47 protein-coding genes are annotated in these 25,564 nt (G+C 47.3%); 4 read left to right on the top strand and 43 right to left on the bottom strand.

Annotated features, from left to right (window positions below; translation table 11 throughout):
* Nucleotides 1-13: 13 nt before the first annotated feature.
* The 23 genes from AB1K91_RS17830 to AB1K91_RS17720 all read right to left on the bottom strand — a co-directional run bounded on the left by AB1K91_RS17830 (nt 14) and on the right by AB1K91_RS17720 (nt 12,669).
* Entirely contained in the window at nt 14-187 is a 174-nt protein-coding gene (locus AB1K91_RS17830) for a hypothetical protein (RefSeq protein ID WP_413091783.1), read from the bottom strand.
* Nucleotides 187-375 carry a hypothetical protein gene (locus AB1K91_RS17825; RefSeq protein WP_413091782.1) on the bottom strand — a complete coding sequence of 63 codons (189 nt, stop codon included), beginning with the start codon at nt 373-375 and terminating at the stop codon, nt 187-189. The genes AB1K91_RS17830 and AB1K91_RS17825 overlap by 1 nt, the downstream gene beginning before the upstream one ends.
* Entirely contained in the window at nt 365-598 is a 234-nt protein-coding gene (locus AB1K91_RS17820) for a hypothetical protein (RefSeq protein WP_413091780.1), read from the bottom strand. Before AB1K91_RS17820 ends, AB1K91_RS17825 begins: the two co-directional genes overlap by 11 nt.
* A gap of 13 nt (nt 599-611) precedes the next feature.
* Nucleotides 612-836, bottom strand: coding sequence for a hypothetical protein (locus AB1K91_RS17815; protein WP_413091778.1), 225 nt, complete (start codon nt 834-836; stop codon nt 612-614).
* A gap of 1 nt (nt 837) precedes the next feature.
* Complete coding sequence (locus AB1K91_RS17810) at nt 838-993, bottom strand: hypothetical protein (protein ID WP_413091777.1); 156 nt, start codon at nt 991-993, stop codon at nt 838-840.
* On the bottom strand, nt 993-1,604 hold the full coding sequence (locus tag AB1K91_RS17805) for a beta clamp domain-containing protein (protein ID WP_413091775.1): 612 nt from the start codon (nt 1,602-1,604) through the stop codon (nt 993-995). The genes AB1K91_RS17810 and AB1K91_RS17805 overlap by 1 nt, the downstream gene beginning before the upstream one ends.
* Nucleotides 1,605-2,120, bottom strand: a complete 516-nt coding sequence (locus tag AB1K91_RS17800; RefSeq protein WP_413091773.1) for a crossover junction endodeoxyribonuclease RuvC — start codon at nt 2,118-2,120, stop codon at nt 1,605-1,607.
* Nucleotides 2,107-3,105: a hypothetical protein gene (locus tag AB1K91_RS17795; RefSeq protein ID WP_413091771.1), complete on the bottom strand. Its 999-nt coding sequence runs from the start codon at nt 3,103-3,105 to the stop codon at nt 2,107-2,109. Before AB1K91_RS17795 ends, AB1K91_RS17800 begins: the two co-directional genes overlap by 14 nt.
* Nucleotides 3,106-4,215, bottom strand: a complete 1,110-nt coding sequence (locus AB1K91_RS17790; RefSeq protein WP_413091769.1) for a DNA polymerase — start codon at nt 4,213-4,215, stop codon at nt 3,106-3,108.
* The gene (locus tag AB1K91_RS17785) at nt 4,215-5,993 is read right to left on the bottom strand and encodes a DNA polymerase (RefSeq protein ID WP_413091767.1); all 1,779 of its coding nucleotides are present in this window, start codon (nt 5,991-5,993) and stop codon (nt 4,215-4,217) included. Before AB1K91_RS17785 ends, AB1K91_RS17790 begins: the two co-directional genes overlap by 1 nt.
* 41 nt (nt 5,994-6,034) lie before the next feature.
* Entirely contained in the window at nt 6,035-6,211 is a 177-nt protein-coding gene (locus tag AB1K91_RS17780) for a hypothetical protein (RefSeq protein ID WP_413091765.1), read from the bottom strand.
* Nucleotides 6,211-7,401, bottom strand: coding sequence for a hypothetical protein (locus tag AB1K91_RS17775; RefSeq protein ID WP_413091764.1), 1,191 nt, complete (start codon nt 7,399-7,401; stop codon nt 6,211-6,213). The genes AB1K91_RS17780 and AB1K91_RS17775 overlap by 1 nt, the downstream gene beginning before the upstream one ends.
* Nucleotides 7,401-7,853 carry a PDDEXK-like family protein gene (locus AB1K91_RS17770; RefSeq protein ID WP_413091762.1) on the bottom strand — a complete coding sequence of 151 codons (453 nt, stop codon included), beginning with the start codon at nt 7,851-7,853 and terminating at the stop codon, nt 7,401-7,403. The genes AB1K91_RS17775 and AB1K91_RS17770 overlap by 1 nt, the downstream gene beginning before the upstream one ends.
* Nucleotides 7,854-8,027: a hypothetical protein gene (locus tag AB1K91_RS17765; RefSeq protein WP_413091760.1), complete on the bottom strand. Its 174-nt coding sequence runs from the start codon at nt 8,025-8,027 to the stop codon at nt 7,854-7,856.
* 20 nt (nt 8,028-8,047) lie between these two features.
* The gene (locus tag AB1K91_RS17760; protein ID WP_413091759.1) at nt 8,048-8,218 is read right to left on the bottom strand and encodes a hypothetical protein; all 171 of its coding nucleotides are present in this window, start codon (nt 8,216-8,218) and stop codon (nt 8,048-8,050) included.
* A gap of 40 nt (nt 8,219-8,258) precedes the next feature.
* Entirely contained in the window at nt 8,259-9,074 is an 816-nt protein-coding gene (locus tag AB1K91_RS17755) for a hypothetical protein (RefSeq protein ID WP_413091757.1), read from the bottom strand.
* A gap of 53 nt (nt 9,075-9,127) precedes the next feature.
* A complete protein-coding gene (locus tag AB1K91_RS17750) occupies nt 9,128-9,286 on the bottom strand; it encodes a hypothetical protein (RefSeq protein WP_413091755.1) in 159 nt (52 codons plus the stop codon).
* Nucleotides 9,287-9,417: 131 nt separating this feature from the next.
* Nucleotides 9,418-9,648, bottom strand: coding sequence for a hypothetical protein (locus AB1K91_RS17745; RefSeq protein WP_413091753.1), 231 nt, complete (start codon nt 9,646-9,648; stop codon nt 9,418-9,420).
* A 17-nt stretch (nt 9,649-9,665) separates the two neighbouring features.
* On the bottom strand, nt 9,666-10,181 hold the full coding sequence (locus tag AB1K91_RS17740) for a hypothetical protein (protein WP_413091752.1): 516 nt from the start codon (nt 10,179-10,181) through the stop codon (nt 9,666-9,668).
* Nucleotides 10,178-10,375, bottom strand: a complete 198-nt coding sequence (locus tag AB1K91_RS17735; protein ID WP_413091750.1) for a hypothetical protein — start codon at nt 10,373-10,375, stop codon at nt 10,178-10,180. The genes AB1K91_RS17740 and AB1K91_RS17735 overlap by 4 nt, the downstream gene beginning before the upstream one ends.
* Nucleotides 10,376-10,529: 154 nt before the next feature.
* Nucleotides 10,530-11,174 (bottom strand): hypothetical protein, encoded by a 645-nt coding sequence (locus tag AB1K91_RS17730; RefSeq protein ID WP_413091749.1) that lies wholly within the window; start codon nt 11,172-11,174, stop codon nt 10,530-10,532.
* A gap of 211 nt (nt 11,175-11,385) precedes the next feature.
* Nucleotides 11,386-11,535, bottom strand: coding sequence for a hypothetical protein (locus tag AB1K91_RS17725; protein WP_413091747.1), 150 nt, complete (start codon nt 11,533-11,535; stop codon nt 11,386-11,388).
* A gap of 6 nt (nt 11,536-11,541) precedes the next feature.
* Nucleotides 11,542-12,669, bottom strand: coding sequence for an AimR family lysis-lysogeny pheromone receptor (locus AB1K91_RS17720; protein ID WP_413091746.1), 1,128 nt, complete (start codon nt 12,667-12,669; stop codon nt 11,542-11,544).
* Between the two features lie 102 nt (nt 12,670-12,771).
* Between AB1K91_RS17720 and AB1K91_RS17715 the strand changes: the two genes are divergently transcribed.
* Together AB1K91_RS17715 and AB1K91_RS17710 are read left to right on the top strand one after the other, a co-directional pair.
* Nucleotides 12,772-12,981 (top strand): helix-turn-helix domain-containing protein, encoded by a 210-nt coding sequence (locus tag AB1K91_RS17715; protein WP_413091744.1) that lies wholly within the window; start codon nt 12,772-12,774, stop codon nt 12,979-12,981.
* A 61-nt stretch (nt 12,982-13,042) separates the two neighbouring features.
* Entirely contained in the window at nt 13,043-13,258 is a 216-nt protein-coding gene (locus AB1K91_RS17710; protein WP_413091743.1) for a helix-turn-helix domain-containing protein, read from the top strand.
* Nucleotides 13,259-13,397: 139 nt separating this feature from the next.
* Here the strand turns inward: AB1K91_RS17710 and AB1K91_RS17705 are convergent, their stop codons facing one another.
* The 4 genes from AB1K91_RS17705 to AB1K91_RS17690 are packed head-to-tail and all read right to left on the bottom strand — an operon-like array spanning nt 13,398 to nt 16,203.
* Nucleotides 13,398-14,375 carry a toprim domain-containing protein gene (locus AB1K91_RS17705; protein WP_413091742.1) on the bottom strand — a complete coding sequence of 326 codons (978 nt, stop codon included), beginning with the start codon at nt 14,373-14,375 and terminating at the stop codon, nt 13,398-13,400.
* Between the two features lies 1 nt (nt 14,376).
* Entirely contained in the window at nt 14,377-14,589 is a 213-nt protein-coding gene (locus AB1K91_RS17700) for a hypothetical protein (RefSeq protein WP_413091740.1), read from the bottom strand.
* 35 nt (nt 14,590-14,624) lie between these two features.
* Nucleotides 14,625-15,971 carry a DnaB-like helicase C-terminal domain-containing protein gene (locus AB1K91_RS17695; RefSeq protein WP_413091739.1) on the bottom strand — a complete coding sequence of 449 codons (1,347 nt, stop codon included), beginning with the start codon at nt 15,969-15,971 and terminating at the stop codon, nt 14,625-14,627.
* Between the two features lie 4 nt (nt 15,972-15,975).
* Nucleotides 15,976-16,203, bottom strand: a complete 228-nt coding sequence (locus AB1K91_RS17690) for a hypothetical protein (RefSeq protein WP_413091738.1) — start codon at nt 16,201-16,203, stop codon at nt 15,976-15,978.
* 104 nt (nt 16,204-16,307) lie between these two features.
* Here AB1K91_RS17690 and AB1K91_RS17685 point away from each other — a divergent pair, with 104 nt between their 5' ends.
* Entirely contained in the window at nt 16,308-16,556 is a 249-nt protein-coding gene (locus AB1K91_RS17685) for a hypothetical protein (RefSeq protein ID WP_413091737.1), read from the top strand.
* Nucleotides 16,556-16,720: a helix-turn-helix domain-containing protein gene (locus AB1K91_RS17680; RefSeq protein WP_413091735.1), complete on the top strand. Its 165-nt coding sequence runs from the start codon at nt 16,556-16,558 to the stop codon at nt 16,718-16,720. The genes AB1K91_RS17685 and AB1K91_RS17680 overlap by 1 nt, the downstream gene beginning before the upstream one ends.
* 8 nt (nt 16,721-16,728) lie before the next feature.
* Here AB1K91_RS17680 and AB1K91_RS17675 read toward each other — a convergent pair whose 3' ends face one another.
* From AB1K91_RS17675 to AB1K91_RS17600, 16 genes are all read right to left on the bottom strand, one after another.
* Nucleotides 16,729-17,412 (bottom strand): hypothetical protein, encoded by a 684-nt coding sequence (locus AB1K91_RS17675; protein ID WP_413091734.1) that lies wholly within the window; start codon nt 17,410-17,412, stop codon nt 16,729-16,731.
* Between the two features lie 14 nt (nt 17,413-17,426).
* Complete coding sequence (locus AB1K91_RS17670) at nt 17,427-17,798, bottom strand: hypothetical protein (protein ID WP_413091732.1); 372 nt, start codon at nt 17,796-17,798, stop codon at nt 17,427-17,429.
* A 16-nt stretch (nt 17,799-17,814) separates the two neighbouring features.
* A complete protein-coding gene (locus tag AB1K91_RS17665) occupies nt 17,815-18,066 on the bottom strand; it encodes a hypothetical protein (protein WP_413091731.1) in 252 nt (83 codons plus the stop codon).
* Nucleotides 18,067-18,086: 20 nt separating this feature from the next.
* The gene (locus AB1K91_RS17660; protein ID WP_413091729.1) at nt 18,087-18,608 is read right to left on the bottom strand and encodes a P-loop NTPase family protein; all 522 of its coding nucleotides are present in this window, start codon (nt 18,606-18,608) and stop codon (nt 18,087-18,089) included.
* A gap of 631 nt (nt 18,609-19,239) precedes the next feature.
* The gene (locus tag AB1K91_RS17655) at nt 19,240-19,656 is read right to left on the bottom strand and encodes a hypothetical protein (RefSeq protein ID WP_413091728.1); all 417 of its coding nucleotides are present in this window, start codon (nt 19,654-19,656) and stop codon (nt 19,240-19,242) included.
* Nucleotides 19,646-19,825, bottom strand: a complete 180-nt coding sequence (locus AB1K91_RS17650; RefSeq protein WP_413091726.1) for a hypothetical protein — start codon at nt 19,823-19,825, stop codon at nt 19,646-19,648. The genes AB1K91_RS17655 and AB1K91_RS17650 overlap by 11 nt, the downstream gene beginning before the upstream one ends.
* Nucleotides 19,815-20,189 carry a hypothetical protein gene (locus AB1K91_RS17645; protein ID WP_413091724.1) on the bottom strand — a complete coding sequence of 125 codons (375 nt, stop codon included), beginning with the start codon at nt 20,187-20,189 and terminating at the stop codon, nt 19,815-19,817. The genes AB1K91_RS17650 and AB1K91_RS17645 overlap by 11 nt, the downstream gene beginning before the upstream one ends.
* Before the next feature lie 45 nt (nt 20,190-20,234).
* Nucleotides 20,235-20,387 (bottom strand): hypothetical protein, encoded by a 153-nt coding sequence (locus AB1K91_RS17640; protein ID WP_413091722.1) that lies wholly within the window; start codon nt 20,385-20,387, stop codon nt 20,235-20,237.
* Between the two features lie 174 nt (nt 20,388-20,561).
* Nucleotides 20,562-20,699: a hypothetical protein gene (locus AB1K91_RS17635; protein WP_413091721.1), complete on the bottom strand. Its 138-nt coding sequence runs from the start codon at nt 20,697-20,699 to the stop codon at nt 20,562-20,564.
* Entirely contained in the window at nt 20,696-21,091 is a 396-nt protein-coding gene (locus AB1K91_RS17630) for a hypothetical protein (RefSeq protein WP_413091719.1), read from the bottom strand. Before AB1K91_RS17630 ends, AB1K91_RS17635 begins: the two co-directional genes overlap by 4 nt.
* Before the next feature lies 1 nt (nt 21,092).
* Nucleotides 21,093-21,341 carry a hypothetical protein gene (locus tag AB1K91_RS17625; RefSeq protein WP_413091718.1) on the bottom strand — a complete coding sequence of 83 codons (249 nt, stop codon included), beginning with the start codon at nt 21,339-21,341 and terminating at the stop codon, nt 21,093-21,095.
* Nucleotides 21,338-21,841 (bottom strand): hypothetical protein, encoded by a 504-nt coding sequence (locus tag AB1K91_RS17620; protein WP_413091716.1) that lies wholly within the window; start codon nt 21,839-21,841, stop codon nt 21,338-21,340. The genes AB1K91_RS17625 and AB1K91_RS17620 overlap by 4 nt, the downstream gene beginning before the upstream one ends.
* A 211-nt stretch (nt 21,842-22,052) precedes the next feature.
* Nucleotides 22,053-22,424 (bottom strand): helix-turn-helix domain-containing protein, encoded by a 372-nt coding sequence (locus AB1K91_RS17615; RefSeq protein ID WP_413091714.1) that lies wholly within the window; start codon nt 22,422-22,424, stop codon nt 22,053-22,055.
* A 109-nt stretch (nt 22,425-22,533) separates the two neighbouring features.
* Complete coding sequence (locus AB1K91_RS17610; RefSeq protein WP_413091713.1) at nt 22,534-23,133, bottom strand: hypothetical protein; 600 nt, start codon at nt 23,131-23,133, stop codon at nt 22,534-22,536.
* A gap of 20 nt (nt 23,134-23,153) precedes the next feature.
* The gene (locus AB1K91_RS17605) at nt 23,154-24,032 is read right to left on the bottom strand and encodes a hypothetical protein (RefSeq protein WP_413091711.1); all 879 of its coding nucleotides are present in this window, start codon (nt 24,030-24,032) and stop codon (nt 23,154-23,156) included.
* Between the two features lie 263 nt (nt 24,033-24,295).
* Complete coding sequence (locus AB1K91_RS17600; protein ID WP_413091710.1) at nt 24,296-25,363, bottom strand: tyrosine-type recombinase/integrase; 1,068 nt, start codon at nt 25,361-25,363, stop codon at nt 24,296-24,298.
* Nucleotides 25,364-25,564: the final 201 nt, after the last annotated feature.

Below are 25,564 nucleotides of genomic sequence, written 5' to 3'. Positions count from 1 at the left end.
TCTTCCCCTTTCGTTATTCAAATGCGCTCACTGGAAAACCAGTTACATATACGATTGCTTCGCCGTCACTATCCGAATCGACCTTGACAATCGTAAGCACCTTAATCCGTGTACCGTCGATAGTATCGATAAGCTCGCCTACTTCGACTGAATCGTTAAACATCGACATTTTAACTTTATAAAGCATCACTCCGCCTCCTTTTCCAAATCCGCCAACTGACGCCGCGCCTCCGCAATGCCATCGTCCATGTCCGATAATTCCTTATGCGCTGCCGCCAGCGATTCCGCCTTTAGCGTGATACGTTCCGCCAAGTCCTTTCGATCCTCTTCGGCTGCTGCGATCATGCGTCGGAACAAATCCGCCTTAGCGCTCATCGAAACTTACCGCCTTCAATGCGATAGCTGCCGCAACCAGTAGCGCTGCCCATGCGAAGATTGGCGCGATGTTGTCCTGGCTGATTCCGAATGCTCCGGTCAGTGCCGAAGGTATCAGATAAGAAACGGCTGAACCGATGAGGAAGCCGAAGCCTGCGATAATTACGCAGCCGACGATGCCTCCGATAAGTGATGCGAGGATTAATACGATTAGTTTCGTCATTTATGCGCCTCCTTTACATGTGTGGATCGGATTTTACGATGTCTAGCGCCTGAGTTTCGGTGAATCCACTCTTGACGAGATGGTCGAAATAGTTCTTCTTCAACTTCGCCTGCTCCGCTTTAAACTCCATTAGGTCCGCAGCATTTTCGAGGAATGCCACAAGTGCTTGCTTTATTTCGCTAGGATTATCGTCGTCCTTTTTGCCTTTGTACGTTGAGAAATCTCGGATATCTGCCATTTTATCGACTCCCATTCCGTTTAGAATTTTCGTACCATGCGTCAAGCTTTCCGATTAGCCATGCCGTACGTTCTTCGTTGATGAGGCCGGCATAGTACCGGTTGATTACGTCCGCCTTGTAATCGTCGACGATTTCGCGGTATTGCTTAAGCGTCATTAGAACTTCCTCACGGGCATAATTAGCGCAGTCAAGCCGTCAATAGTTAGCGTAAGTGGGCGAATCTTTCCGTACGAATTGATCTGTACGGAGGTAACTCCGATGTCTTTGAATAGCGCAAGTGCTTCGGATAAGTACTGCGCAGATACAGCGACATTCTCGTATGTTCCTCCGCTAACTCTTCCGATCTCGACTGTGCCACTCGTGCCTTCCGCTTCCATTCCGAAACTTACTGCGCCATTTTCGTCAGCCTTTATCGTTATAGTCCCGTCGGAGTCTACGGATTTACCGAGCGCTTCCAACGCCTTTACGATTTTTAAAGCTTTCGGAATGTCATCGATAGTGAGCGTGTATCTTGCGTCACCCGGATAAGGCAGCAGCCTCGTAACGTCCGGATATGCTCCGCCAATCTCTTCACCAGTTTTCGGGTCAAGAATAGCGGCGTCCTGGCGTTGGTGCGCGTCAGTTGCGTAGTACAGCCGATGAGAGTCCGTTACTGCCAGCGATCCGTCTTCCGCATGGTATACGCCCTTTAGTGTCGGACGTGATGCGCTAGCCTTCTTCGTAACCTTTTCGGCGTGTTTCATAAACGTAACGTAAGGGATTCCCATTCAATCCGCTCCTTCGATAATTTTATTTTCGATGAGGTACGTAAGCCCTATCGCAGCCGCGTCCGAAGCGTCATTCGATACAAATTCGTAGTCGTCCGGCAGCTTCATTATGCGACGCACGCCCGCTTCTACTTCGTCCTTCTCCGCCTTGCCGTGTCCTCCGATTACCTTCTTGACCGTTGTCGGCGTAGGTTCGTACGCAATTTCGTTATAGCCGTACTTGCCGAGTGCCATGTCGATTGCCGCCCATGATCCGAAGACCATCTGAGTCGATCGCTTGCTGCCGCCCTTCGTAAAATGCTCGCGCACTATCGCATCGAACGGGCCGTATTCGTGTATGACCGTAGTTGCGAAGGCCTCGACGTAGGCATAGCGTTGGCTGTCCGGCGACTTAGCGTCCGTCTTGACGGAGGTAGCTGCGATTAGTTTCGGTCGGTTGCGGGCGACTTCGATTACTGCGATGCCGGGCGATGCTGATATATCGAATGCGATGATGCGCATCTTAGGCGCCGGCATTGATTCCGTGCTCCTTACGGATTCTTACGATATCTTCGACTGGCTCAATGATCTGTCGCTGCTTATACGGTGGCAAGCTCGAATGGCGTGCGCTCTCCGCCTGACGCTGCAGCTTAGCGACCTCTTCTTCCGACAAGTCCAACGCGCATGCCGTCTTGAATCCGTTGAAAGTCCAGCCGTCGAGCGCTAATTCTAACGGCTTGCCTACGATAACCGACTGCTGTATTTCAGCGAAACGATCGAGCAGCGCCGTCTTGTCTTCGTCGGTAATCTCGATGCCGAACGCCCGAATGTCCGGGCTCTTCTCGAATTCGCCTTCGGGATATACCCAGGACTTTTTCGAAGTGTTTACGTACAAAATTACGTACATATCGACGTCGTACATGATTCCGTAACTGATACACTGCTTAACGTGCTTGTCTTCCGGTTCTCTCATCGAATATAACGACGTCTTGGCAGCGGTAGTCTGTTTCGATTTGATTTCGAGGCCGACCCGCAATACTTCGCCGTCTTCCGTTACATAATTCAAGATGCCGTCGCATGTTCCGTAGATATTAAATCGAACGCCGTTATGATCGATTGGCGTGGAGCGCTTCGCAAAGTCTTCGAAAACTGGCGTGCCGTCCGGATTCTTTTCGACACTGAACGGGCAGCCTTCGAGATGCTTTTCCATGAATAGCAAGTCGCGTTGTATGACGTCCCCGACCGCAGTCCCGACGCGAGTCCATCGCCCCTGATACGGAGGCTTGCGTGTTATGTCCCGCTTGGCTCCGCGTGCCTTTACGTAAAGCTCTCGCGGACAAGCATTCGCCGATGATGGCGAGAAGTACGGCCGCTTCGGAAATACTTTCGGCGGGTCTGCGTACCAGCGGTGGATTTGCGCGTCCAGTTCGTTGTCCCACTTTTCGGGCAGTGCGTGCCATTCGTTAAGCCAGTGCTCAAGTTCCGCTGCGATTTCGTTTGCTACCGTTAGTTTATTCGACAATTAATCGTCCCCTTTAGGTTTACAATTTTCGAAGTCCCATTCGTGTGGGCGATACTCTTCCATCCACTTCGGCTCGATTACGGTATCTGTGATAAGAGGTACTGAAAGATCGCAAGTCTTCGTCATAGCGTCGCGTACAATTTCGATAGTATCTTCGGTCAAGTCTTCGCGGGGTACGCTGATCTTAATTTCATCGTGAATGCTCGCATTGAACTCCCAACCACGCTCCATGCAGATTCGAGCGATTCTATTTCCGTTCATCTTCAGAATGTCGGCGCCAGTCCCTTGTATAACTGCGTTAAAGGCTGCCCGCTCCCAGTACGATACTAAATTGCGCTTTTCGGCTAATGGCTTGATTAACGATTCCAATTCCGCTAACCTTTCTCGATCTTCCGGCGTTTTCTTTTTCTTACCGTTGATTCGTTTTCGTTCGATGTAGTACTGCATTAGCTTGTTCTCGAATTTCTTCGCTTCTGCTGCGTACTGCTTGTAGTCCGGAAATCTTCGCTTTCTGCCGTAAAGTGTCTCGACAAAGCCGTATTTCTTCATACCTTCGCGAATATCCGTCACCATCTGCTTAAACGACGGGAACTGTTCTTCGAATCCTCGGAAGAAATCTTCCGCAACTTCCATCGATACTTTCATTTTCTGCGAGAAGGATTGCGGTTTCTGATCGTAACTTACAGCCAGTACCCCGGTTTTCATCATCTTACGTGGATAGAAGGCTGTCGGAGGTTTTTTGCCACCGCCGTATCCACCTTCTTTTGATTCCGGGTCGTACCATGCGCCGTCGATACAATAGGCTTCTGGCAAGTTGAACGTTTTCATCGCCATTGTTGTATAGAGGTCAACACCATCGATGAAGATTTGACGCATAGAGTTATCGCCGTACCTTTCGTACATGATGTGTGCTTGTATCCGCGGTTCAATCTGCCCTAGATCGGATCCGATAAAGTACCATCCGCCCCTCGGTCTAAACGCGTTCCTTACCCGAACTCCTTCTCCCTTCGAAGGAATGTTCTGCAGGTTAGTGCCTTTCTTTACAGAAGCTTCGCTGTTTACCAGCGTTCTAACGATTTTCAGATAATTATCATCGGTGACCGTAACCACTAAACCACCTCCGAAAGTAAGTCTGTCGGCCTCCCTGTATATGAACTTGAGCTGTAGCGACCTGTCGCTGTTCCGCCTGCTTTAAAGTTTGAATGAAGTCGGCCATCTATTTCTACGGTACTTGTCTTTCCACCGCTACCGAGCATAGGTTCGATGTACGTAGAAAGTAGTTTGGTATATTCGGCAACCTTCGCTAAAGGTTCTAATTTCGGCTCGTCTTCGTAGTACATGTCCAGAACGTCTGCGCTTGTTGATCGTTTCTTACCTCTATCTATCTTGTACGTCTTGTCCTCGATTTCTAGGAAGTCGTAAATCAAGTATTTAAGGTGATTTCCGTTTGTGATCGAGAACTCCGTTATCTCTTGCGGTGCATTTTCGTCTGTTGCTGCAGGCATTTCTGATAGCTCTTTTTCGTACTTGGCTAAAGCTTCGACTTCGCTCTGATACGATTTAAGATGCGTTTTATTGCCGGCCTGCATTTCGGCTATTTTCTGTTTCTTTTTCGATATCTGCTCCTGCTTCTTCTCAATCCGCTTTTGCTGCGCCTTAATCCACTTCTGAATTTTAGGGGCGTTAATGGTTCGATCCATCTTCCGAACAAACTCATCGTCTATCCCGTACTCGTCAAACACCCGACGCTCTGCCTCGGCAATCTTTGGCTTGAATTCCGATTCCAATTCCCGGAGCATGTCGGCGTCTAATATGAATCCACTCCGCTCCAGAAACACGTCCGTTTCCGGCAAGTCCTTGTCGACCGCTGCGTAGCAATCGAGTAACCGACCAAACTTCGGCATTGTTTCGAATTGCCATTCGCATAATCCCCAACCGTACTTAACGTCGTTTATCGCATAGATTCCGACAAGCTCCGTATTGAATGGCGCCGGCGATCTGTTGCCGAAAAGGTCCTCGAATGTGTAAATCGTACCGTCAATTCCGAAGTGCTTGCCGTATTTTTCGATAAGAGGTTTCAAGCCGAATCGTTCTTCATGCTCATTCATTAACTGCATCGCATCTAACGTGTCCCATACGCAACCTCGTATCGTGTAGCCGTCGTTCTCTGCGATGTGCAAGTCGTAACGAGCCGCGCCCATGTGGAACGTCTTTCCTTGTTTCGGCGAGGATAGGTACGGCGATATTGCCGCCAATACTTTCGAACGAGTCAATTGAGGATCGTCCGCCTGATGTGCGTAAGGTACGTCGAATCCGTCGATATGTCCGTAAGGTAAGTAGTAGCCTTCGTCTAGTAACGGAAGCCATATCGAGAATCCGATTGATAAGTCCATATAAGCGTCGATTCCGGTACCTTCGAAGTCTCCTGCGGTCATTGAATCGACGCCAAGTATCTCGAATCTGCCCGCCCACTCTTCGCGTTGCCTTCGTACTTCTTCGCGTATTCTTTCGACAAAGGCCGGTAATTCGTTGTCATCCGTTAGGATAAAGTAATTCGGAGGCTTATTCGCTAACGTTTCTTTTGCACGCTGTTCTCGGAGTGCTTCCGCCTGTCCCGCTTCGACTTCCTTGCCGATCTGCACCGCCTCAGCCTTCGATAACTTTCCGCCTTTTGTCCGGCCTGCCTTGCCGTCAGCTAGCGCACTTCGCGCCAACATAACGTAATTACGTTCCTTATCCGAAAGCTTAGTCGCTAGGATACGATCGAAGCCTTCGTCCAACGTTTCCGTTGCGGCTGCCTTACGCTTCTCGGCGCTGGCTATCCGTTGCTTCGACTCACTATCGTTCGTTTCATTCAGTCGAAGATTTCCGATTTTTAGTTCGGGCATGTGCGTCCTCCTTCCTCGCTTCGCTCGGGCTATCCCGTTGCTCAATCGTCTTCCGTTACGTAAAGTCCTGCGTACCATTCCGCAAACTCATCGCTATGCTGCGCAATGTTATCCGCCAAGCATACGGTCGAGCAGACGTAAACCTCACGCCGCTCATCGTACAGCTTCGCGCCTGGCGCCGAGCATGATGCGCAATTATTCGTAGCCGGCTGCCGCATTAGCGATCGAATCTCCGCTCGACTGGCGTGATTAGTTCGACGTCATTGATTCCGCGATAGTTCCCGTCAGCGAACGATATTATTCCGAGTAGTGCATCGCCAATATCCTTGACCTCTCCGTAAATAAACTCACCGGGTGCTCGACTCAGCTCTCCGTATACAATATCGCCCGCCTTAAAGCATACGATATCTCCCGCCTTAAACTCGCCAGGCTTCCGTCCGATTTCCACGAATTTGGCTGCGATGGCGTGGTCGGCTTCGATTTGCTGCGCTTCTTCGTCGGAGATTTTTTCGAGTTGGTCGGGCTTGGCGTAGCCGCTAATACCCTCTCTATTTTTGAGGGATAAATCGCCACCGCTATCGAGTCCTCTGATGATTTCGCAAATACTTCCGTCAGAAAATCCGTACAGGTAACGTTCACCTGCTCCGCTAAGCAATCGGACTTTATCGCCCACTTCGAATTGAGACGCGGCAAGTTTCGCTTTGGCTTCCGCAACTTCTTCGTCGGTTGCCGGGACTAGTCCGCCCTCCTTATCGGCATAGTGCCAATATTCACGTTGTAGCGATTTAGCTTCGAAATGTAGCGAATCCACGCCTACAAGCTCGATAATTTCGCCAACTTCAAACTTATCTTCCCGAATAACCTTCGCATAATCTCCGACACGAAGTGCCGTGTTTTCTTCCTTCAACGTTGGTTCAGCGGGTTGGTTGTCGGATACCTTTTCGTAGACTTCGAAATCATCTCCGGCAGTATCGTATTTATCGCCTGCTTCATCGATAAAGTGCGGATCGTCGGATGAATCGATTTCTATAATCTCGTAATACTTGCCGGCAGTTATATCCTCATGCGGACGATCATCGTACTTAACGTAATCGCCAACCTGCGGGCTTCTGTCGGTTACTTTGCGGTAAATTGGCGTTGGGTCGACGCTTGGCTTCGCGGCTTCTAGCGCTGCGATGCGTTCTTCGATCGTTGCTAGGCGTGCTTTTAGTTCGGCTCGCTCGGAATCGGATTGCTCGGACACAATTTCGAACTCTCTTCTTAGAACCAAAATACTTTGGCGCCCATTTAATTTAGCGTAAACAGCGCCATCACTTCTAACGGAGGATACAATCAATATGTCGCCGTTCTCGTATCGAGGATCATCACAATTTACAATTCGAATTTTATCGCCAATTTTAACCGTCATTATATCGCCGCCTTTTCCGTTTTATTTGCTTCCGTCCTACTGCCGTTTTGTTCCGTCAATGTGCTCCGATCAAGTGCGATAGGCAACTCAATCCACCGCTTGGCTGCCGTAGCCTCTATCGACCAGTATTCCTTCTGACCGGTATTTTCGAAGTAAAAGACGCGAGGGATTTCGCCATCTGTCGCCAGCACGCCCGCTATATAGTGAGCCTGGGCTTTCGTGTACGCTTCCCCTTGCCCGTTCTTCGACTGGATTACGTAGGACTTGCGGTCAGGGCGGTGCAAAATCGTTTTGACCTGAAATTTATACGTGCGCCCGTTCAACGGATCCTCGCCGATAAGGTCGTAGGCTTCGTCTGTCTCCGTCTTGCTTACCGTCCACCCGTTCGCCATGAGCGCCATTCTTACGGCTAGTTCTGAATACTTACCGACAACTTCGGATACATGCGCCAATTACTCGTCCTCCTTCGTTAATTCCGAAATCTTTACGAATTTGTTATCGAAGCGCTCGTAACCGATACCTGTCGCCTGCTTGTACGACTTAGGCTCGAAGCCTTCCGCGTAAATTGGCGTAAATGGCACTCCGTTTGCTTTCGCTTCCTGGCGTCGTTCTTTACGTGACTCCATTCAACCGTCCCCTTTTCGTTTTATATGCCGAATCCTATTGCAACCCACTGTCCCACTACGAATACCCATTGCAGCGCGAGAAATACGAACATTGGCGTCAGGTTATTCGTTTTGGCTCCGTAGATAAAAGCGCCAACCCATGCCGCGACACTTATCGCCCATAAGATAAAGCAGATTAACCAGGCTGTCATTCCGCCACTCCTTCCGTTATTAGCCGCAGACCTCCGTCAATCAGAACGGGAGGTCGTCGTCATTGATATCTGCCGGTTCGTCTTTTTCGGAAATCTCCGCAGATGTCGGTCCCGCGTCAGCTTTCGCTGCGCCGCTCAGTCCGATAAGACCTACGTCGAATCCGTCTTTTTGTAGGAATTCTATTTGCTCTGCGTCATCTGCTTCGTAAAGAATACCGTCGAAGATAGCGTCGTTGAATGGTTCCTCTGCGGAAGCTTCGAAATTCTCTTTCTCCTCGTCCGTCAGCCCTTTAGCTACGTTAATTATCGGAGTAACTGTTACGACTGTATCGGTTCCATCGCCTTTCTTAGAAATCTTGAATGCCATTTCTTTGTACTGATCGTCCTCAAGATAATCGATTAAGCTATTTTTAATCGCCGAATGCTGTTTAGGTGAAACGTCAATAACGATATCTTTTCCGGAAGTTAAATCATAAAGCCCAACCATTACGCGCTTCTTGCCTTTGTATCTGTAGCCACTCTCTTTTAGTTTCTTAACTTCTGCTTCCGACTTACCAGCATCCTCCGCTTTGAAGCCTAGTTCGTAGAAATACTTTGAGGCCAAGTCCCACGGCGAATGATTTCCAGTAACGAATCCTCTTGCGTCTCTAACTGGATCGTTTTTAGGAACAAACGTATCTACTTGCTTAAAAATTCCGTAACCGAAATAAGTAGCAATATCCGTTAGCCCGCTGCGAGTTAGCCCTTTAACCCGGACCTTTAGAGTCGTACCACTCTTTAGCGATGTGAATGAATGTTTTTTGTTACCTCCGCCGTTCAAGTCCTCAAGCGCCGCGTTACCTTTAAGAATAGCCAAATTGAATTGCCCCTTTCGGAATATGTTAGTTTTGTATTCGAATATACTCGTTACTACTCGATATCGGCTTCTTTAATTTCGCACCAAATACCGATGCTACCGCCCTTATGAATCTGCTCCGCAACCTCTAGTGCTTCGTTGCGCGTCTTGAATGGAGAGTTCACGGCTTTACCGACAATATCGTCTGCTGCATGGACAATAACGTTCCACATTGCGTAACCTCCTTTTCGGTTTAATTTCGAGTGCGCCGGCCGGCATTTCACTCGCGATAAGCCTCCGATAAGCCCGTACGTCACCTACCGGAAACCTATCGCGAATGGGCGATTAAGTCGCCGCTGCTTCGCTATTCAATCGGAGCCAGTTCGTACATATGCGCCAATCTCCAGTAGCGCTTGCGGTTCGGCTTACCTGAACCCTCGATATATACGTAGCCACCGACCGCGGTCTTTTCTTCAAGCTTAACTACAGTACCGGCCGGAACATCGGCGTTTCTTCCGTGAACATAACCGTTAAATATATAACGTTGCTGTTCGATTATTTCTGATGATTTTACGTGTTTTGGACTTCGTGGCATACCCGTTTCCTCCTCCTTTATTGATGCTTCGCCAATTCCGCAAGCTGCTCGGTTAGCTCCGACTGCCTTGCCGTAAGCTTGTCGCGCATGTCCGCCAGTTCCGTTAACTTTGCGTCAATGAACGCCTTCGTTTTCGGATTGTTGACGCGCAGCTTATTTAGGTTTCGGCGAGCAATTTCGAACTCAACTGACGTAAGGTCACGTTCTAATCCGCGCAGTTCCTTCGTATACTTACGAGATAGCGTTGCGGCTTTCTTACGGATGGCTTCGGATAGTTCGGAAGGAACCGTATCCAGTATCGAAGGTATCGGGTAGCATGTCCGGATTGTGTCGCTGTCTTTATCGACGATAATTCTGACGCCGCTTTTGTAGTGGTCGAATACGCGTGATTCTCCGCCACGTCTCGATGTCGTTCCGTGATACGTCGCTTGTTGCATGAGCTGGACGAGACGATTATCGGCGCCTGTCCGTTTCCATCCGAAACGCTCAACCGCTCGTTGTACCGCATGATCGCGAACCTTATACGTTTTCATCCGACGATCACCGCCTTTATATACGTAATTCCGAAGTAGTCTGCCGGATCTTCGTCGATAGGTAGCGCACCTTCGTACGCAAAGTCTGGCGCTAACAAATGGAGAGGCGTCGTCGAGAATCTTTCGTCAAGTTCCGTTTTAATTCCGCTAGTATCGGCAATACTATTGATGAGTTCGGGAAAGTTACGTGTCATTTTTATCATTCCTTTCGGGATATATCGGCTGGGTTGCGCAAGTTATGGCGAAGCACGAACGCCTGTTCCGATTGTTTATTATGTTTTTTCGGTTTAAAATGTAAATGCGGAAAAACATATTTTTATGTAATGTAATTTTTCCGCACTACAAAAATTAAGCATGCATCAGGTCAGCGAGTGGTCCGAATTTAGATGGGTTGTACGCCTTTTTTAATTTCGCTAACTGCTTGGGTACTGACTGTTTAAGAATTCCGAGCTCAGCTCCGATTGCCGTCGGGCTGTAACTGGATTCTCGGAGAACGATTTTAACTACTTTAGCCGGTAGATCGTTCTCTGCACTTTCGATTAAGGACTTAATCAGTTGCCGCTGGTTAAGTTCTTTTTCTTTTTCTTCGTAAATATCTTCTGAACTTCTTTCGGTACTTCCCTGCGAGTAATGTAGTCGATCGAATGTTGCCGCATCCGACTCTTCTTCAAATGACTCTATGAAGGTGAAATATTTCTCTAACGTGCTAGTCCGTCGTATTCGATCTCTTATCTTGTTCTTTGCCGAGAACATGAGTAAGTTTTCGTAGTCGGAGCCTTCTTTGTAGTTTTCCACAGAACTAAGTATGGCGTCATCAAATGCTGCATGTAAGTCACTCCGATCTATTCTATGTCTGCGGGATACTGACTCCAATGTCTTCTTAAGTTTTCCAGAGGCGTATCGATAAACTTCGTTGAAGTGGATTTCATTTCTTTCCTTTTGATAAAGAAGTACGAGGTCGTTGATTATTCTCTTTTCGGTTAGTTCTTTCAATTTGCTTCCTCCTCTTTGGGCTTCATAATGTAATACGCACGGAGTTACTGCTTGTCCCCAAATTCTGAAAAAATATTCACGTCTTAGTGAATAAATTAAATATAACAGAGGTGGAAAATTATTCAATATAGTGTGACTGAACGCTATTTTTTTTTATTTAGTCACATTAATTTCAGCACAAAAAAAAAAGACCCGGAACACCGGGTCTTTATCAACCGCCTCCTGGCTGACCAGGATCTAATATTGCTGCAGTTAGAGGTTCTCCTTCTTTATTTGTTTGCGGTAAGTCTTCTAGGGCTATCATAAACAAAGGTATTGAAATAATAACGGCTGCAATTAAGTTAATTATGTTGTTTTTCATATAATCCTACCCCTCGTAAATTAATTTGGCTACTTCGCGATACACTTCCGATTCCCGTAATTTCTCATATGGTAATTTTGCGTAAAACAGATTCCCGGAGTTAACGAAATCATTAAGCGCTTTGAAATGGAATTCATCTCTTCCTGTTGCTAATCCTTTGTAATAATATCTAAACGGACTTGCACTCAATTGATTTAAAACTATTTCTGCTTCTTCCTTATCCCCCCGCTTGGCCAACCGGAAAGCTTTTTCTGCAGAGTCAATATCTAAGTTGCCTAAGTTAGTGCTATGTAACGTCTCCAGAAAAGGCCTACTCATTAAGGATATTTCCTCTACTATCTCCCCTCTTCCTTGTAATTTGAATAGTTCGGCTGCCTTGTCTAAATAGTGAAGAGCCTCACCTACGTTCTCAAACGTAAATGATTGCCCTATTATGTAATACGCATCAGCAACGAACTTGTCCCCAATATCTTGATTAATTATTTCTAAAGCATACTCTCTGCATTTAACAGGGTTGTTTTCTTGATGTAGATACAGAAACGACTTAATTTGATTAACTCTTGCTGTGTAACTTTTCTCTAGAAATTCGTTTTCATCTGGTTCTTGTTTTGTTGCCATATTAATAACCCGCATCGATGAATTATATTCTCTTAATCTGTGGTAACAAATTGCTTCCTGTACCAATAACAGTTTTCTCAAGAATGTCTCCGAGATAGGTAAGTTAGCAGATAGCAATCTAATCTCTTCGATGATCACTTCGTAGTTTGGATTTCTTTCTTGTAGTTGCATAACAATTGAGTATACGTTAGGCCAAAATCCACAGACCCCCTTTTTATTACACTTCTCGATCAAGGTTTCTAATTCAGAAAAATAATGATTAGTAGCTAAGAATTCAAATGACAGTTTTATATTAGACACTCCCTCGTATAAGAGGCAGGCGCTTTTGAGAATAGCATGGTTGTGGGGAGTAAGAAGCTGGGAGAGTTTTCTCATGTGACAAAACCTAAGCTCTTTTTTCCCGTTTATGGTATTACTTATTGTGGTTCTATCGACGCCTATAGCTTCTCCGCATTTTTGTTGATTGAGTTTCTTCTCTTTCATAGTGGATTTTATCATTTCTTTAAACTTTTCCAAACTACTTACCCCCTTGCTCTTTGCATTAATTTAGTCTATATTTAAATTATACCTATAATCTTTAAAAAGTAAAGAAAATATTCAAAAATAGGAGGATTACTTATGAACATCATTTATGACTACACACCGTTATTGAACATTTTATACGAAAGAGGGATGACGAAATCAGATCTCGGAGAGGCTGCAAATGTAGGTTCAAATGAAATTGCGAAAATTGCGAAAAAAGAGCCGTTAAAGCTAGCTAATATAGCTGCAATATGTGCATACCTAGATGTGCCAATTGAAAACGTTGTACAAATTCGGTACAAATGAAACATATAATGATATAATAAGCAAGTCTTGGTGACATTTACCAATACATGGAGGGCATAGTATGTCTGTGAAGTACGGACGGTGCCTCCTCGGTGATCTCCTACGCGACAAAGGATGGCGTCAAACGGACCTTGCCGATAAAAGCTCGAAGTCTACGACGCAAATATCTGATTACATACACGGCCGCAAGTATATGTCCTTCCGAACGGCGGTAGAATTCGCTACGATTCTCGGCTGCCACGCGGAAGACCTATACAAATGGATACACGAGGAGTAAGCGCGATAATCCGCGCCTCCGTCCGTCGTACAGTTCACGATTAAGTGAATCGCAATTAAAATTATACCGCACACTCGTTCGCCCTTCCACCGGTAAGCCGTCATAATCGTCCGACACTTTCCGACACGGTGTCGGATTTTTAACGTAAACTCAGCGTAACCGCCCGTATCGGCTCCCGCTCAAGCCCCGCCAAATCCCCGCCATTGACCGCATACTCATTCGAATCTTTCACGCCTGGCACCGTTATCTTCGACAGCCGTACATGCCCGCGCAACCCCTCCGTTAGCGCCTTCGCCCACTTTGCGCCTGCCTCATCGTTATCGGCCGCAAGTATCACGTGCTCTAACGGACTCGCCCGAATCAAATCGATCTGCCGTTGCGTTACGTTGGCGCCGCCGGTCGCTATCGCAGGCATGCCCGCCACATAAAAACTCATCGCATCGATCTCTCCTTCGCATATTACCGCTTGCTTAAATCGCGCATCACTCGCAGCACGCCTCCAGATTTTGTCAATTCCGAATACGCAGCGCTTGACCGGCTCAGCATCGCGCGCATACCAGAATAGCTTCGAATCTGTTCGGCGATACTTTACGGTAGCCAATCGACCATCCGCGTGGCGCCACGGCAGCAGTACCGCACTACCCGTCGAACCTACGCCGAAGAATCGCTGTATCTTTTCGGTGATGCCGCGCTCGTCCCGTAAATATTCGCTGATGCCCCGATGGCTCCCGATGATCGCTTCGTCGATGACGATAGGCTGACGGGGCCCTTCCGCAAGCTGCAGCGCTGGCATCGTAAAGGAATCTGACTGTTCTGGCGCCGCATATGTTTCGATTAAGTATTCGGCAGCTTCTTCGTAGGACTCATCGCGCAGGAAGGCGAGCAGCTTCGTAAAATTGCCGCTGGAATAGTCCGGATCAATTGCGCCTGAATCCAGCCAGGTTCCGGCATACTCTCCGTCCAGGTTCGCCATGAACGACGGATGATTATCTGCGCGAAAAGGACTCGCCGACAATAGTTTATCGGAAGTCCAGCGTGCGCGTGTCCATTCGTATTGCGATAGTTCGGCGGTGATATCAACGTCAACTTGGCGTCCGTTTACGGGTATGTTCGGCATGTTAGTCCTCCTCGAAATCAACAAATTTATCTTCTACAACGGCGGATATGTCCCCGCTCCATACCCTAACCTTCTCCCCGGTCAATCTTTCTAAAACGACCCACTCAGTCCGTTTATAAATTGAACTTGATATGTCATAAATACTCGATCCTTTAACAACTAAAGTCTGCCCGCCTCTTAACATCACTTCTAGATATGGTTGGGTTTTTATCATTTAGTATCCTCCTTATATAAAAGGTTAATAGTTGCTTAGAAAACAAACTGCTGCGCTAATTTATTATCCATTTCTAATTCCTTTATGACACCGATCTGAGGAAGGTAAATAATCTCTGCGATTTCGTCCTCACCACCGTCGCGACCTTTGTTCAGCCCGATTAATCCACGGCCTTCTTTATAATTCGTATCTACAGCGATAAGCAAAGCTGCATCTTGCAGTAGCGCAGTCGTCTTGGTTACTCCGGAACGTTTCGGTAATTCCATTTCACGGTTGCCTTCTTCGTCTACTTTTCCGTCTGTTTCTTCAGCTTGCGTAATTGCGAATATAACTGTCTGAGTCTGTCCGGCTAATCGACGCAACTTTTTCGAAGTGTTCGCTGCGTCTCCGCCAGTTGTTTTCGACGTATTCTTTTCGTAGTCTAAATAATAGAAAGGATCCACGATAACGACGTCGGCTCCAGTCTGGATAATATCCGCTTCTAATGCTCGAAGAGTTCGGTTATGGAAGTCGTCATCGTCAACGCCACGAACGATAATATTTCCGTCAAGCTCCGCGTTAATTCCGTCAACAAATTCGAAGAATTTCCGTTCCCATTCATCGTCGAACATCGCATGTCGCATAGATCGTGAGTCAAATCCGGCCTCCATATCGATACCGTTTATCTCCGATACAGCTACGCCTTTGTGCGCCGAATAATACGTGAATAAGCGGACAAGTCCTTCGTACCAGCCCATCTCCATCAGCCATATAAGAACGGTAGCACCCTGTTCCGCAAGGCTGATCGCTTCCTCTAACGTAACGGCGGACTTACCGCGCCCAGACTTTCCGTAAACTACGTACATATTCGAGGATGTATAGCCCCCGATTGCCTTGTTGATAAAAGGAAAGCGAGATTTCCAGATGCGCAAAGACTCGCCAGCCTTCCGCTTCCTGTACTCTTCTTTCACTTTTTCGGCGTCCGTCTTCATCGATGTTCCGACTTTTGTTCTCGTCATGTTACCGGTCTTAATCGCGTCAATCTGCTCGCTCGCCCATTCGAGGAATTCTTCGCCGTTCATATTATCGAGATTACGTTGCGCAGCTGGCGAGTTGAATACTTCGATATACTGGCGCTTGTTCGCGTGATCCTTTAGCTGCTTCGCCAGCCATTCGTACGAGCTTTCGACCTGCGGACAGTAATCAAACGCGGGACATGCCGCAATTACTTCGCGATAATCCGGAGCCTGTCCTCGGTTTTCCGCCGCATAGGATCGGATAAATTCGTATGCCTGGCGCTCGCCTTCCGTTGGGAAATGCGCAGGCTCGATGGCATGGCGCTTAAAGGCGGCCGTATCGTTCTCGTCGAGGACTTTCGATAGTAGTAACTGTCCGTGTTCCATAGCGTCACTCCTTTATTACTTTTCTTTTAAGAAACTCCGATAACTCTTCTTGTTCGTACGGGTTAAGTGTATCCGTCCAGCTCTTTCCGATCTGCTTCTTAAACTCGGAGGATAGCTGGGAATTCCACTGAAGATACTCATACAAAATCACTTCGTCGCCATCCCGCTTACCTAAATCAGTTAAATAAAGCCTAAAACGTTCCTGATAATCCACCCTCAGATCAACAATCATAAATCACCTCGAAAAAATTTATCTATTCCGTTGACATGCGATAACGCACATGATATATTATTAACAAGAGATGCGATAACGCACATAACAAGGAGGAAATTAAAATGGCTAAAGTAATCAAATTCACTGGTGAGTACGTTAATGCAATGGTTGGTAAGGTAGTTGTTAGAATCGATGGTCCTGGACAATCAATCGAGTTCCCTTCCGAATCCGGTAAAATCGTTGGCGAAACTTCTGGTATCTGGGGTGACTTCTGGGCAATTGAATGGGATAATGGACACCAAGAGCCGTGCGCTAAATCCGGCGTTAAACCGGCAGCAGAACTTAACGGAATTGGAGTGTATTACGTTTAATGAATCCTTTAGAACAAATAATGGGAGTAGATGAGGCCTCCGAATTATGGGGCCTTTCTCCCGGTTATATAAAGAATCTTTGCGCCGCAGGGAAAGTTGAGTGTATTAAAATCGGTAAGACTTGGGTACTTTCTAGGGAACAGCCTAACCCTAAGACAAATTGAGTACTACTTTATCTTTCGGCAGCATTCAACCGCTTCAACTCCGCCAATGCCTCCGCCTGCCGCTTCTCGTCCTTTGCCGCCATCGCCTCGTGCAAGTCCGCAAGATAATAATCGATCTGCAATTTCCGGTTAGCCTCCGTCACAACTGCGCCAGCCTTCTTCGTTCCTTTCGCTTGCATATCGCTCTCCCCTTTCGTCATTTGCGTAAATAACGGCGCCTCCAGCCATTCCTCCGAATACCAGCGATCATCTTCGTTGCCTTCCGCCTCTAGCTTGTACCGCCATACCGCGTCCTGCATATCGAACTCCATGTCGGTAATGCGGTACTCGTGCGGTAAACTATCTTCGTCAACCCACGTCGCCGATTCATACGGATTGACTATCGTTACGCGTTCATTCATTCCGAAGAGTGGTTCGCGCTCGCTGCCGGATTCATCTCCGAATAGCTCATCGATAGTTGTCCGCTTTCCGTTGGCTTTCGCGTCTTCGATCATTAAGCTTACGGCGCTACTTAACTGACCGTTCGCCCATACGATGCCACTCGCTTTATTTCCGTCTGACTCCGTCATATCATCGTCAAATTTACCGGCAGCTCGTTCCGTTTCATATGCGCGGGCATCTGCGTAGAATTTCGCCAAGCATGCCGTTGCAAGTCCGCCGAGTGCTGCGGCGATTAGTCCGTATTTTTTCATTCGATCACCTCCGATTAGTAAGTTTTAATTCCGTAAGTCGTTTTCAGATAAGCCTCGATATCTTCGTAATCCTTTTCGGTAAGTCCAGCATTTTCGAGGAACTCCGCAAAGTCGTACTTGGCTGCGCCCTTAATTAAGAAGTACATAAGCGTTTCGAACTTTTCCGTATCTAACTTAGGCTTCGTACATTCATCGCATTTGCAGGGCGATTCTTCTCCGTAATCTTCGGCGAACTCACTTTCCGGATCGACGCGTCCGTATTTTTCTCCCATATCTTCTACGCAACCTCCGCATAGCGCTGACTCACATCCGCCACAATATCCGTAATAACCAACATCCGGAAAAGCATCTCCGCACACTTCGCAAACCAAGTAATCAATCCCCATATTATCGCTCTCCTTTTTAATTATCTTCGAACGGATCAACGTACTCTTCGGAGGTAATTTCGAATTCCTCTCCGCGCTTGCCCGCTTCGTAGGCTCGCTTCATCAACTCCGGAATACTTTTAACTCCGGAAAAATCTCGCATAATATTAGCATCCTCTGGCTCACCATCCGAAAACTCGGCCGCAACCCATCCGTCGATCTTAACTTCGTAAACTTCCAAGCTACGTCCGCTTCTTTCTATCCAACCGTTAGATTCCGTTACTCTCATCGTCTCACTCCCCTTTTCGATTATCGTCGAGTTCCTCTCCGGCTCGAGCCTCCGAAACTAAGCGCCATTGTCAAGTCGCCAATCCGGTCAGCCAGCCGTTGCTCGCCGAAAATGTCCGGCAGCTCCTCGATCGTTACGTTGCTCGTGTAAATAGTCGGAAGCTTATTCGTCACCCTTGCGTTAATCACCGTATGCAAGTCCGCACGGAATCCATCGGTCACGCTCCGCACAGCTATATCGTCGAGCACCGCAAAGGGCGCTGTCTTAGCGTTTTCCATTGCGCTGTAGTACCGCGATGCCGCTGGCTCTGCGATATGATCCGGCACCCTTGCGCGATTGAATTCGTTATACTCCGATTGCCAGGCGTTGACATCGAGGAAATATGCCGGCCGTTGATTCGGCGTCAATCCGCGTTGTAACGAGCCGATATAATGTCGCGTTAGAAACTCCGATAATATTGCGCTGGCTGTCGTCGTTTTCCCTGTTCCGGGTTCCTCCGAATATAGGTATAGCGATTTAATCCGCTTGTCCGGGCCAGCCATCGCATAATCTTCGTCAAATTGCCGTTCGAATGTCGCGACATAACGGGCAAGTTGCTCGTAAATGTCCGCCTGACTCTCGCGCGCTGGCGAATCTTTCAGCGTAACGTTGCGGTAATCAGCGGGCACGTTCGCAGCTCCTACGCGGGCGCCTGCGCCGGTCGTGCCTGCGAGTCCTACGAATATCGGGCAGCGCGGTGTGCATGCGCCTGGATCTCCGGCTAGCGGGCAGGCGTTACGCAGGAGGCATCGGTGAGCGTTCGTTTTTGGTTCGGTCAAATAGCGTCACTCCTTTCATTTTAGGCAGTATAGCGATTCCGACAGCTTTTCTTTACCACACTTATCACATATCCATACCGATCGCTTGAAGCCTTTTCCGATTATTTCATCTCCGTATATACCTCGATAAAACTTGAAGTCGTGGTTACAAAATAAACGGGTCTTTGGGCACTTCGCCATATTATCGCTCCCCTTTCCGTTCCTCTTCGGAATGCTCGCACTTCTCGCGTAATAATTGATACACGTAACTCTTCGATAATCCCGCTGCATTAGGCCTGTTTTTAGCAATCGCCATACACGCCTCACATTTACTTTTCCTTTTCGTCATACTATCGCTCCCCTTTTCGTATATTTATCAGAACCACGTACTGTCGATTTCGCTCACTTCCGACTGCTTCTCCGCCGCTTCCCTACGCTTGCTTTCACGGGCAATCTCCGCCTGCGCCTGCGCCAACTCATTCCGCATATAGGCGAACATGAATCCGAATGACAAGCACGGATATTCCGGATTGAAACGATGCTTAGCGAAGCATATTTCGATATAGCGCTTGAGGACGGCATTTCCGTATTGCCCTTGCGCCTGCTTAAGTTGACCCTTCTCCGTTTGCCAGCGTGTACTTACCGCGCCCTTTCCGAAAGGTTGATACGATACTCCGTATAATTCTTCGTTCTTATCGATGAGCATGGCGTGATAAGTGGAAACGTTATAGTCCGTAATGTCCCGATTCTGCCAGTCGGTCGCTTTCGGCTTAGTTGCGCGCTTATTCGTCATCTTCGCCCACCTCTCCGGTACAAATTGGCGTAAGTCTTAACGAGAATCCATTATTGTCCGGAAACACTTCGTTTAACTTTTCGCCGATATCCTCTCCGTTCCACATTCGAATTTCCTTTTCGGTGAGGAACGTAGCTGTCAGCGTATAGCCGATAATCTTATTCGCCATGATCGATCAGCTCCTTCCGTATCTTTTCGAGGTCAGCCCGGATTGTCTCCGCTGCCAATGCGTAGCCTGCTCCGTCAGCGTTCGCCATTTCTCCGATTAGTTCGTCGAGCATGCGGCGGGCGCGGGCCTTTTCGGTGATTAGCGTTTCGACTTCGGTGAGGAGGCGAGGGACGTCTTGGCGGGCGTTGGCGATGAATACTGCGTCTTGCATGAATTCGAAAGGTCCCGCAATTATTTCGTCTATATCTTCGCTGAATACGAATATCCCTTCGTGCTCTGTTTCCGCTATCCAATCGGCTTCCGTAGCTGCCTCCGCTCGCTGCCGGATTTGTTCAAGTTCGGTTATCGTTAGTCGCTTCGTCATATCGTTTCCCCTCCGTTATAGCTCGTCCATTTACGAAAGGCTTCGCTAGCCCTTCCGTTTTGACGGCGTAGTTTGTTTCGCTGAGACGCTAAAATACGGTTCGAACGCCTTCTGGAACGCTTCCTGCTTCGGGATATCTCCGAATACTTCCTTAACGACGCGCAGGTTCGCTTTGATCGGCCGCTTTCGCTTCGGCATATTAACGCCCTCCTTTGTAGAGCGTATGCCGGATATCTTGTCGGACTAACCTTCGAAAGTATCGGTCGTTCCGTTTAATACCGTCCAAATGCCGTCCATTTAGCGCCGTTTGCTCCGTCGAATGCGATAGCCCTAACCGCCGATTAGAACGGCTGAGAGCGTGCTGTATGCGCCTTATTTGCGCTTCCTACGGGCTTTAGCGCGCCAGCTTTCGTCAGCCCCTATCGATTTCATTGCGTAGTCACATAGCGCCCAGGTTCCGCCGAAAATGCCGACGAGCAGCGCTGCGGATACGAATATGTGTGCGATCAATTTGCGTCAGCTCCTTCGCTTGATCCCGGAAGTTTAGGAAGCTCGACGCCGAGGATTTCGGCTGCCTTGCGGGCTCCACGAGATACTCCGTAATGATAGTCGTCCGACGGCTTTCTGAACATCGGGTCGTGCTTACTGTGGTGTTCTTCGATAAATTCCGCCAACTCCTCTTCTGGTGTCAGCTGGATTTCGTATCCGAGGTATAGTGCTCGGATTAGCGTGTCTAGTGGGAGTCCGTTTAAGGCGGAGAATCTATCGTTGTATCCGAAAAGACTATACGTGTGACCTTCGACAATACTTTCCGGTATTTCGTCTTGTAGCAGTACCGTTAGTGCCTCCGCAACTTCTCGGCTTACCGTGACCTTTTCAATTTTTCCGCTTGTGTTCGTCATATTACCGTCCCCATCCGTTAGTTAAAATCGGAAATGACATTTTCGAAATTTCTTCGTCAGTTATTCCGAAGCTTACGCTAGCTTGCCGTCGTAATTCGTGTTCGTCCGCCCATTCCGGATAAGCCGTGCCCAACTCCGACAAGGTAGCGAGGGTGCGCGTGATGATGGTCCGTTGAAGCTCCGTCAGGTTCGGTGCTGCGAGCAGGTGGCGCAGGTTGCGGGTGACGTACGGGATGGTGGCGTTGTTCATTCGGATTCCGCCTTTATAGTGATTACGAGTTTTTTGCCGAAAAGTCCGTTGTCTTTTTCCACCGACATCAATTCATTGGTGCAATCGCCTTTGAATGGTACAGCGAGATAGAGTATCGACTCTTTGTTTTCGTCCACGAAATTTACGTGTGTAATATCGTAATTCTCGGTAATTCTTCCGAGTACGTGCGGTCGATTAACTACCGAATTACTTACCGGAATACCTTCGTACATCCCTAGCGGGTATTCTTCGCTGTAGCCATCGTAAGATAGCTCAGAATCGTTGCTGTAGTCGATCGAAAGCCGTATAGCTTCGCATCTGTAAGTGAGCAATCCGCCGATGCTGAAGTCAAGGTGTGATTGGTAAAGCATTCTCGTCGTCATACCTTCGAAGTATAAATCGCTAACTCTGTCGGCTGGTACTTCAATTGACTCGCAATTTTCGAAGACAATCTCGATAAACCTAACCTCGGAATTGATTCGTTCGATATTCGCTAACATTCCGTATCCTCCTCGCGGCGCGGCGGCCGGTTATTGGTTTATTCTTTATTACTTTTCGGAGGATCTTTTCTCCGAATAAGATATTAGCTATGGAAGTTATGTGGCGTTGTTGTTCGTTCTTTGAACAATGGCGCAATTACTTTGAAGTCTAGTTATAAATGAGTTTAGTTAAATAAGTATAGTTCCTCTTCAATCTGTGAGGGAGCCTGGGTCAAACTGTGAAGGATTCAAAGTCATTATTTGAACCACCCTCGAAAAACCAGTCCGGAGGAACCCATAGAGTGTACTCATTCGAAAAGTTAACGCCACCCTTTTTCCGCCGTGTTACCGAAATTAATTCAAGACTTTCTAACTTAGCTAAGGCTGCCCGGACTGAGTTCTCTGAGCAACAGCATTTCTTCGCCAATGTCGGAATGCTAGGATGAGATTTCATCGTTTTGTTATTTGCGTACATACATAAAACTGCGTAGACCAGCTTCTGCACCGGCTTGTCTAAATATGTTTCGTCGTCGAGAACTTGCTTCGTTACTCTGGCGAAACGATGATCTTGAAAATCGATTACCTTACGCTCTCTTTCGTTCATGCTCGTCCTCCTTCCGTCAACTTACCGTCAAAGCTCCGTATAAGAATACGAGTGTTGCGACGCCTAGAATTAATAGCGATTTACTTACGTTATCCATTCCGTCACCTCCTTAAAGTTTGTTTTTCATATCGTTAACTACAGACGCGAATTGTGGAAGCATGCCCTTATCCGCAATCAAGTTGATGTACGTTGTTGTTTGTTGCCATCTACCCTTCGAGTCTTTGTAGCGCATCTTAATTTTGTCGTGGTCATATACATAGAACCCCGATACTTCCGCAAATCGATCGTAAGCTTTATCGTAGGCTTTCTTGTAAGTGCCTCCGAGTGTCTTCTGAATTACAACGATATCCTTTCTGATTTGACTTCGAAGCTGACCCTCTCCTAGCTTTTCGAATCGAGTAACTGCCTGCTTTATCACTTTCGGAGTTTTACCGAGGTACTCGACGACTTTATTTTCGGATACACCGTCGGCTACATCCGCTAGAATTCTTACCGAGGTCTCATGGTCTGCCACGAGTTTGTTAATGCTAGCAAATATAGGCTCTAGCTCTTTTCTAATGGTGGGTCGTATCGATTCCAATTCGCTTTTTATAACCAGTCTTACCGCTGCTTCTATCTCGTCTCTTACGACATTATTACTGTAATCTGCTATAGCGTTGTTCTCTTTTCCTGTTTCAGCGCTTCCGAATAGCCCTTGTAGAAGTTTCATAAATAAACATCTCCTTTTAATTAGTGATTTATTGTGTCGACATCTATTACGTCGCTGTTACTATCGTCAATATGCTCCGCCATTTTCCAAACGAACCTATTAATAGCCTCAACGGAGGATTTAAACTCGTCTTTAACGGACTCCGGCATATCTGCAATTTCCCGCGCATACTCATCAAGGAACGAATACTTACGTAGAAATTGTCGGCTATCATGCGCAAAGGCTTGAATCATCGCCATAACATCGTGCCTGTTCGATACTCTCCGCGTGTTACCGTCAAACGAATTGATATCACCGAACTTTTCTCGGTATCTTTCATTCTCTTGGCGAATCTTTTCGTAATCATCCGGCGTATTATCGACGTATTCCGTTTTATACTCCGTTACAACTTCCGGAGGTTTGTCCGCATCTTCTTCGGCTCGTTCGCGTGCTTTTCGTTCGCTATCTGCGATTTGTTCCGCTTGGTTAGCGCGGGCTTCTGCTTCCTTTAGTCTAGACTCCAGTATCGAATACTCTTTTAAGGTCTTAACTTCCCCCTTTAAAACCGCTTGTTTAGCTCTGCGCTTTGATTCCGTCGCTTCTGATTGGGGCTTTGCTATCTCATAAGTTAAAGACACAGGCAGGGACTCTAGAAGTTCCCGTTCCTCCCAAAATGGGAGAATTAAATTCTCGTATCTCTCAATAAGTCTGTAGACATTTTGCCGTTTTAAGCCAATTGATGAATACCACTGCTCAAAACACCCATACCCATGTTTTGCTAGTTCGTCTCTCGCTTCCTTTAATTCTCTTCCCATCTCAGTGTACGCTTTGCCTACTATCTCGCGCATAGTCAATTCCTTCGATTTAAGGAATTTAGAAACATCACCATCCAGTTGTTCATAATTAAAACCCGAAGTCACTGTAACCTACCTCCTTATTGGCGTTTAAATATTCAGATCAATTTATCAACAAAACTAAAATTGCTGTTACCTATAGTACCCACGCCAACCCTCGAAAGAGCAGCCGGAAGTAAAAATACTTTCTAAGGTATCTGACGAAACCCAAACGCTCCTGGCGCACTTTTTATCTGTCTTTCTAAAATGTAATACGCACGCTCCCCGCAGTTGTCCCCTTTTTCGGCACAAAAAAATAGCGCCAACCTCCGAAGAAGCTGACGCTATTGTTATTTACGCAATGATGATCTGCGTGGTTTATTTAATTTTCCTATTACTTTATTAATTGCTGAATGTGCAGATTGCTGACGCGCTACCGACTTTTGGGATGGGTGCGTATACCGCTGCACCATTCGCATGTCCGAATGTCCAAGGATCATTTGCAAATGACGAATATCTCCGCCGTCTTCAAGGAACAGAGTCGCCGATGTATGGCGTAGTATATGCGGATGTACTTTCTTCTTTATACCCGCCTTCCTCGCGTACTCTATAAGCCTCTTACGGAAATGATTCGGAGTCATCTGTTCTCCATAATTAGTTATAAATAAGAAATCAGTTTCGAAGTCAACGGTATTTTCGGTGTACAACTCTTTAACTAACTTAACTGTCCGTGCTTGCAACGCTAAAGTTCTCGCCTTCCTGTTTTTAGCGATAGCAGCAGGAATAGTTACGGAATTACCGTTAAAGTCGAAGTTCTGTACGCGCAGGCCTTGTGCCTCGCTTATCCGCATCATTCCGTCGATGAGTAGATGCATTAGCACATAGTCACGGAATTCCGGATAGAAAGATTGATCGGGTATCATCAACAAGCGCCGTAGTTCTTCCGCATCTAAAACTTCAATATTTGATTCTTCCTTACGTAGATTCTTAACGCCCTCCATTGGGCTGACTAAAATATAACTTTCATCGACAAGGCATCCGAAGAATACCCGCAATGTTTTAAGTCTCGTGTTGACAGTCTCAATCGAAAGTCCCACCGTTTGGGAAGTCTTCGGTAGGTATTTGTGGTTTTCCCACCGAACAGCCTCTTCGCGCATATATCGGATATAGTCCCGGCATACCTCGCGCTTAATGTTCCCGACCCTTTTCTCAATGCCTCGTGCGTCTAAATATTCGGCGAAGAATTTGTAGTTATTGCGATATTGCTCGAGCGTATTCTTCGATCGCCCCTCCGCAACTTTAATTTCGTAGAACATCCGAAAGAGGTAGTCGAGGCTATCTGCGGAAGATTTACCGACTGTTCGGCGACTCTTTACCGGACGTCCCTTCCGTCTTTCTACGCGTGGTTCATCGTTCATAAACTAATCACTCCGTCTAGTATTTCGGAGGTAAAACCCAACGTGACTTAGCACTGTTACCCTACCGTACAAAGTCCCGCTACAATTCAACGAAAAAACCCGCCATATGGCGGGCTACTGCGTGTAGTGATTCCGATTGGACTCGAACCAACGACCCCTACCCTGTCAAGTATTCGGTCTATCCTCCGATACCCTAAACGG

Source organism: Terribacillus jepli, assembly GCF_047228925.1.
In the GTDB taxonomy this organism is placed as follows: domain Bacteria; phylum Bacillota; class Bacilli; order Bacillales; family Amphibacillaceae; genus Terribacillus.
Note: the sequence above shows the minus strand (reverse complement) of the source record. Positions and strands in the feature narration are given on the sequence as shown.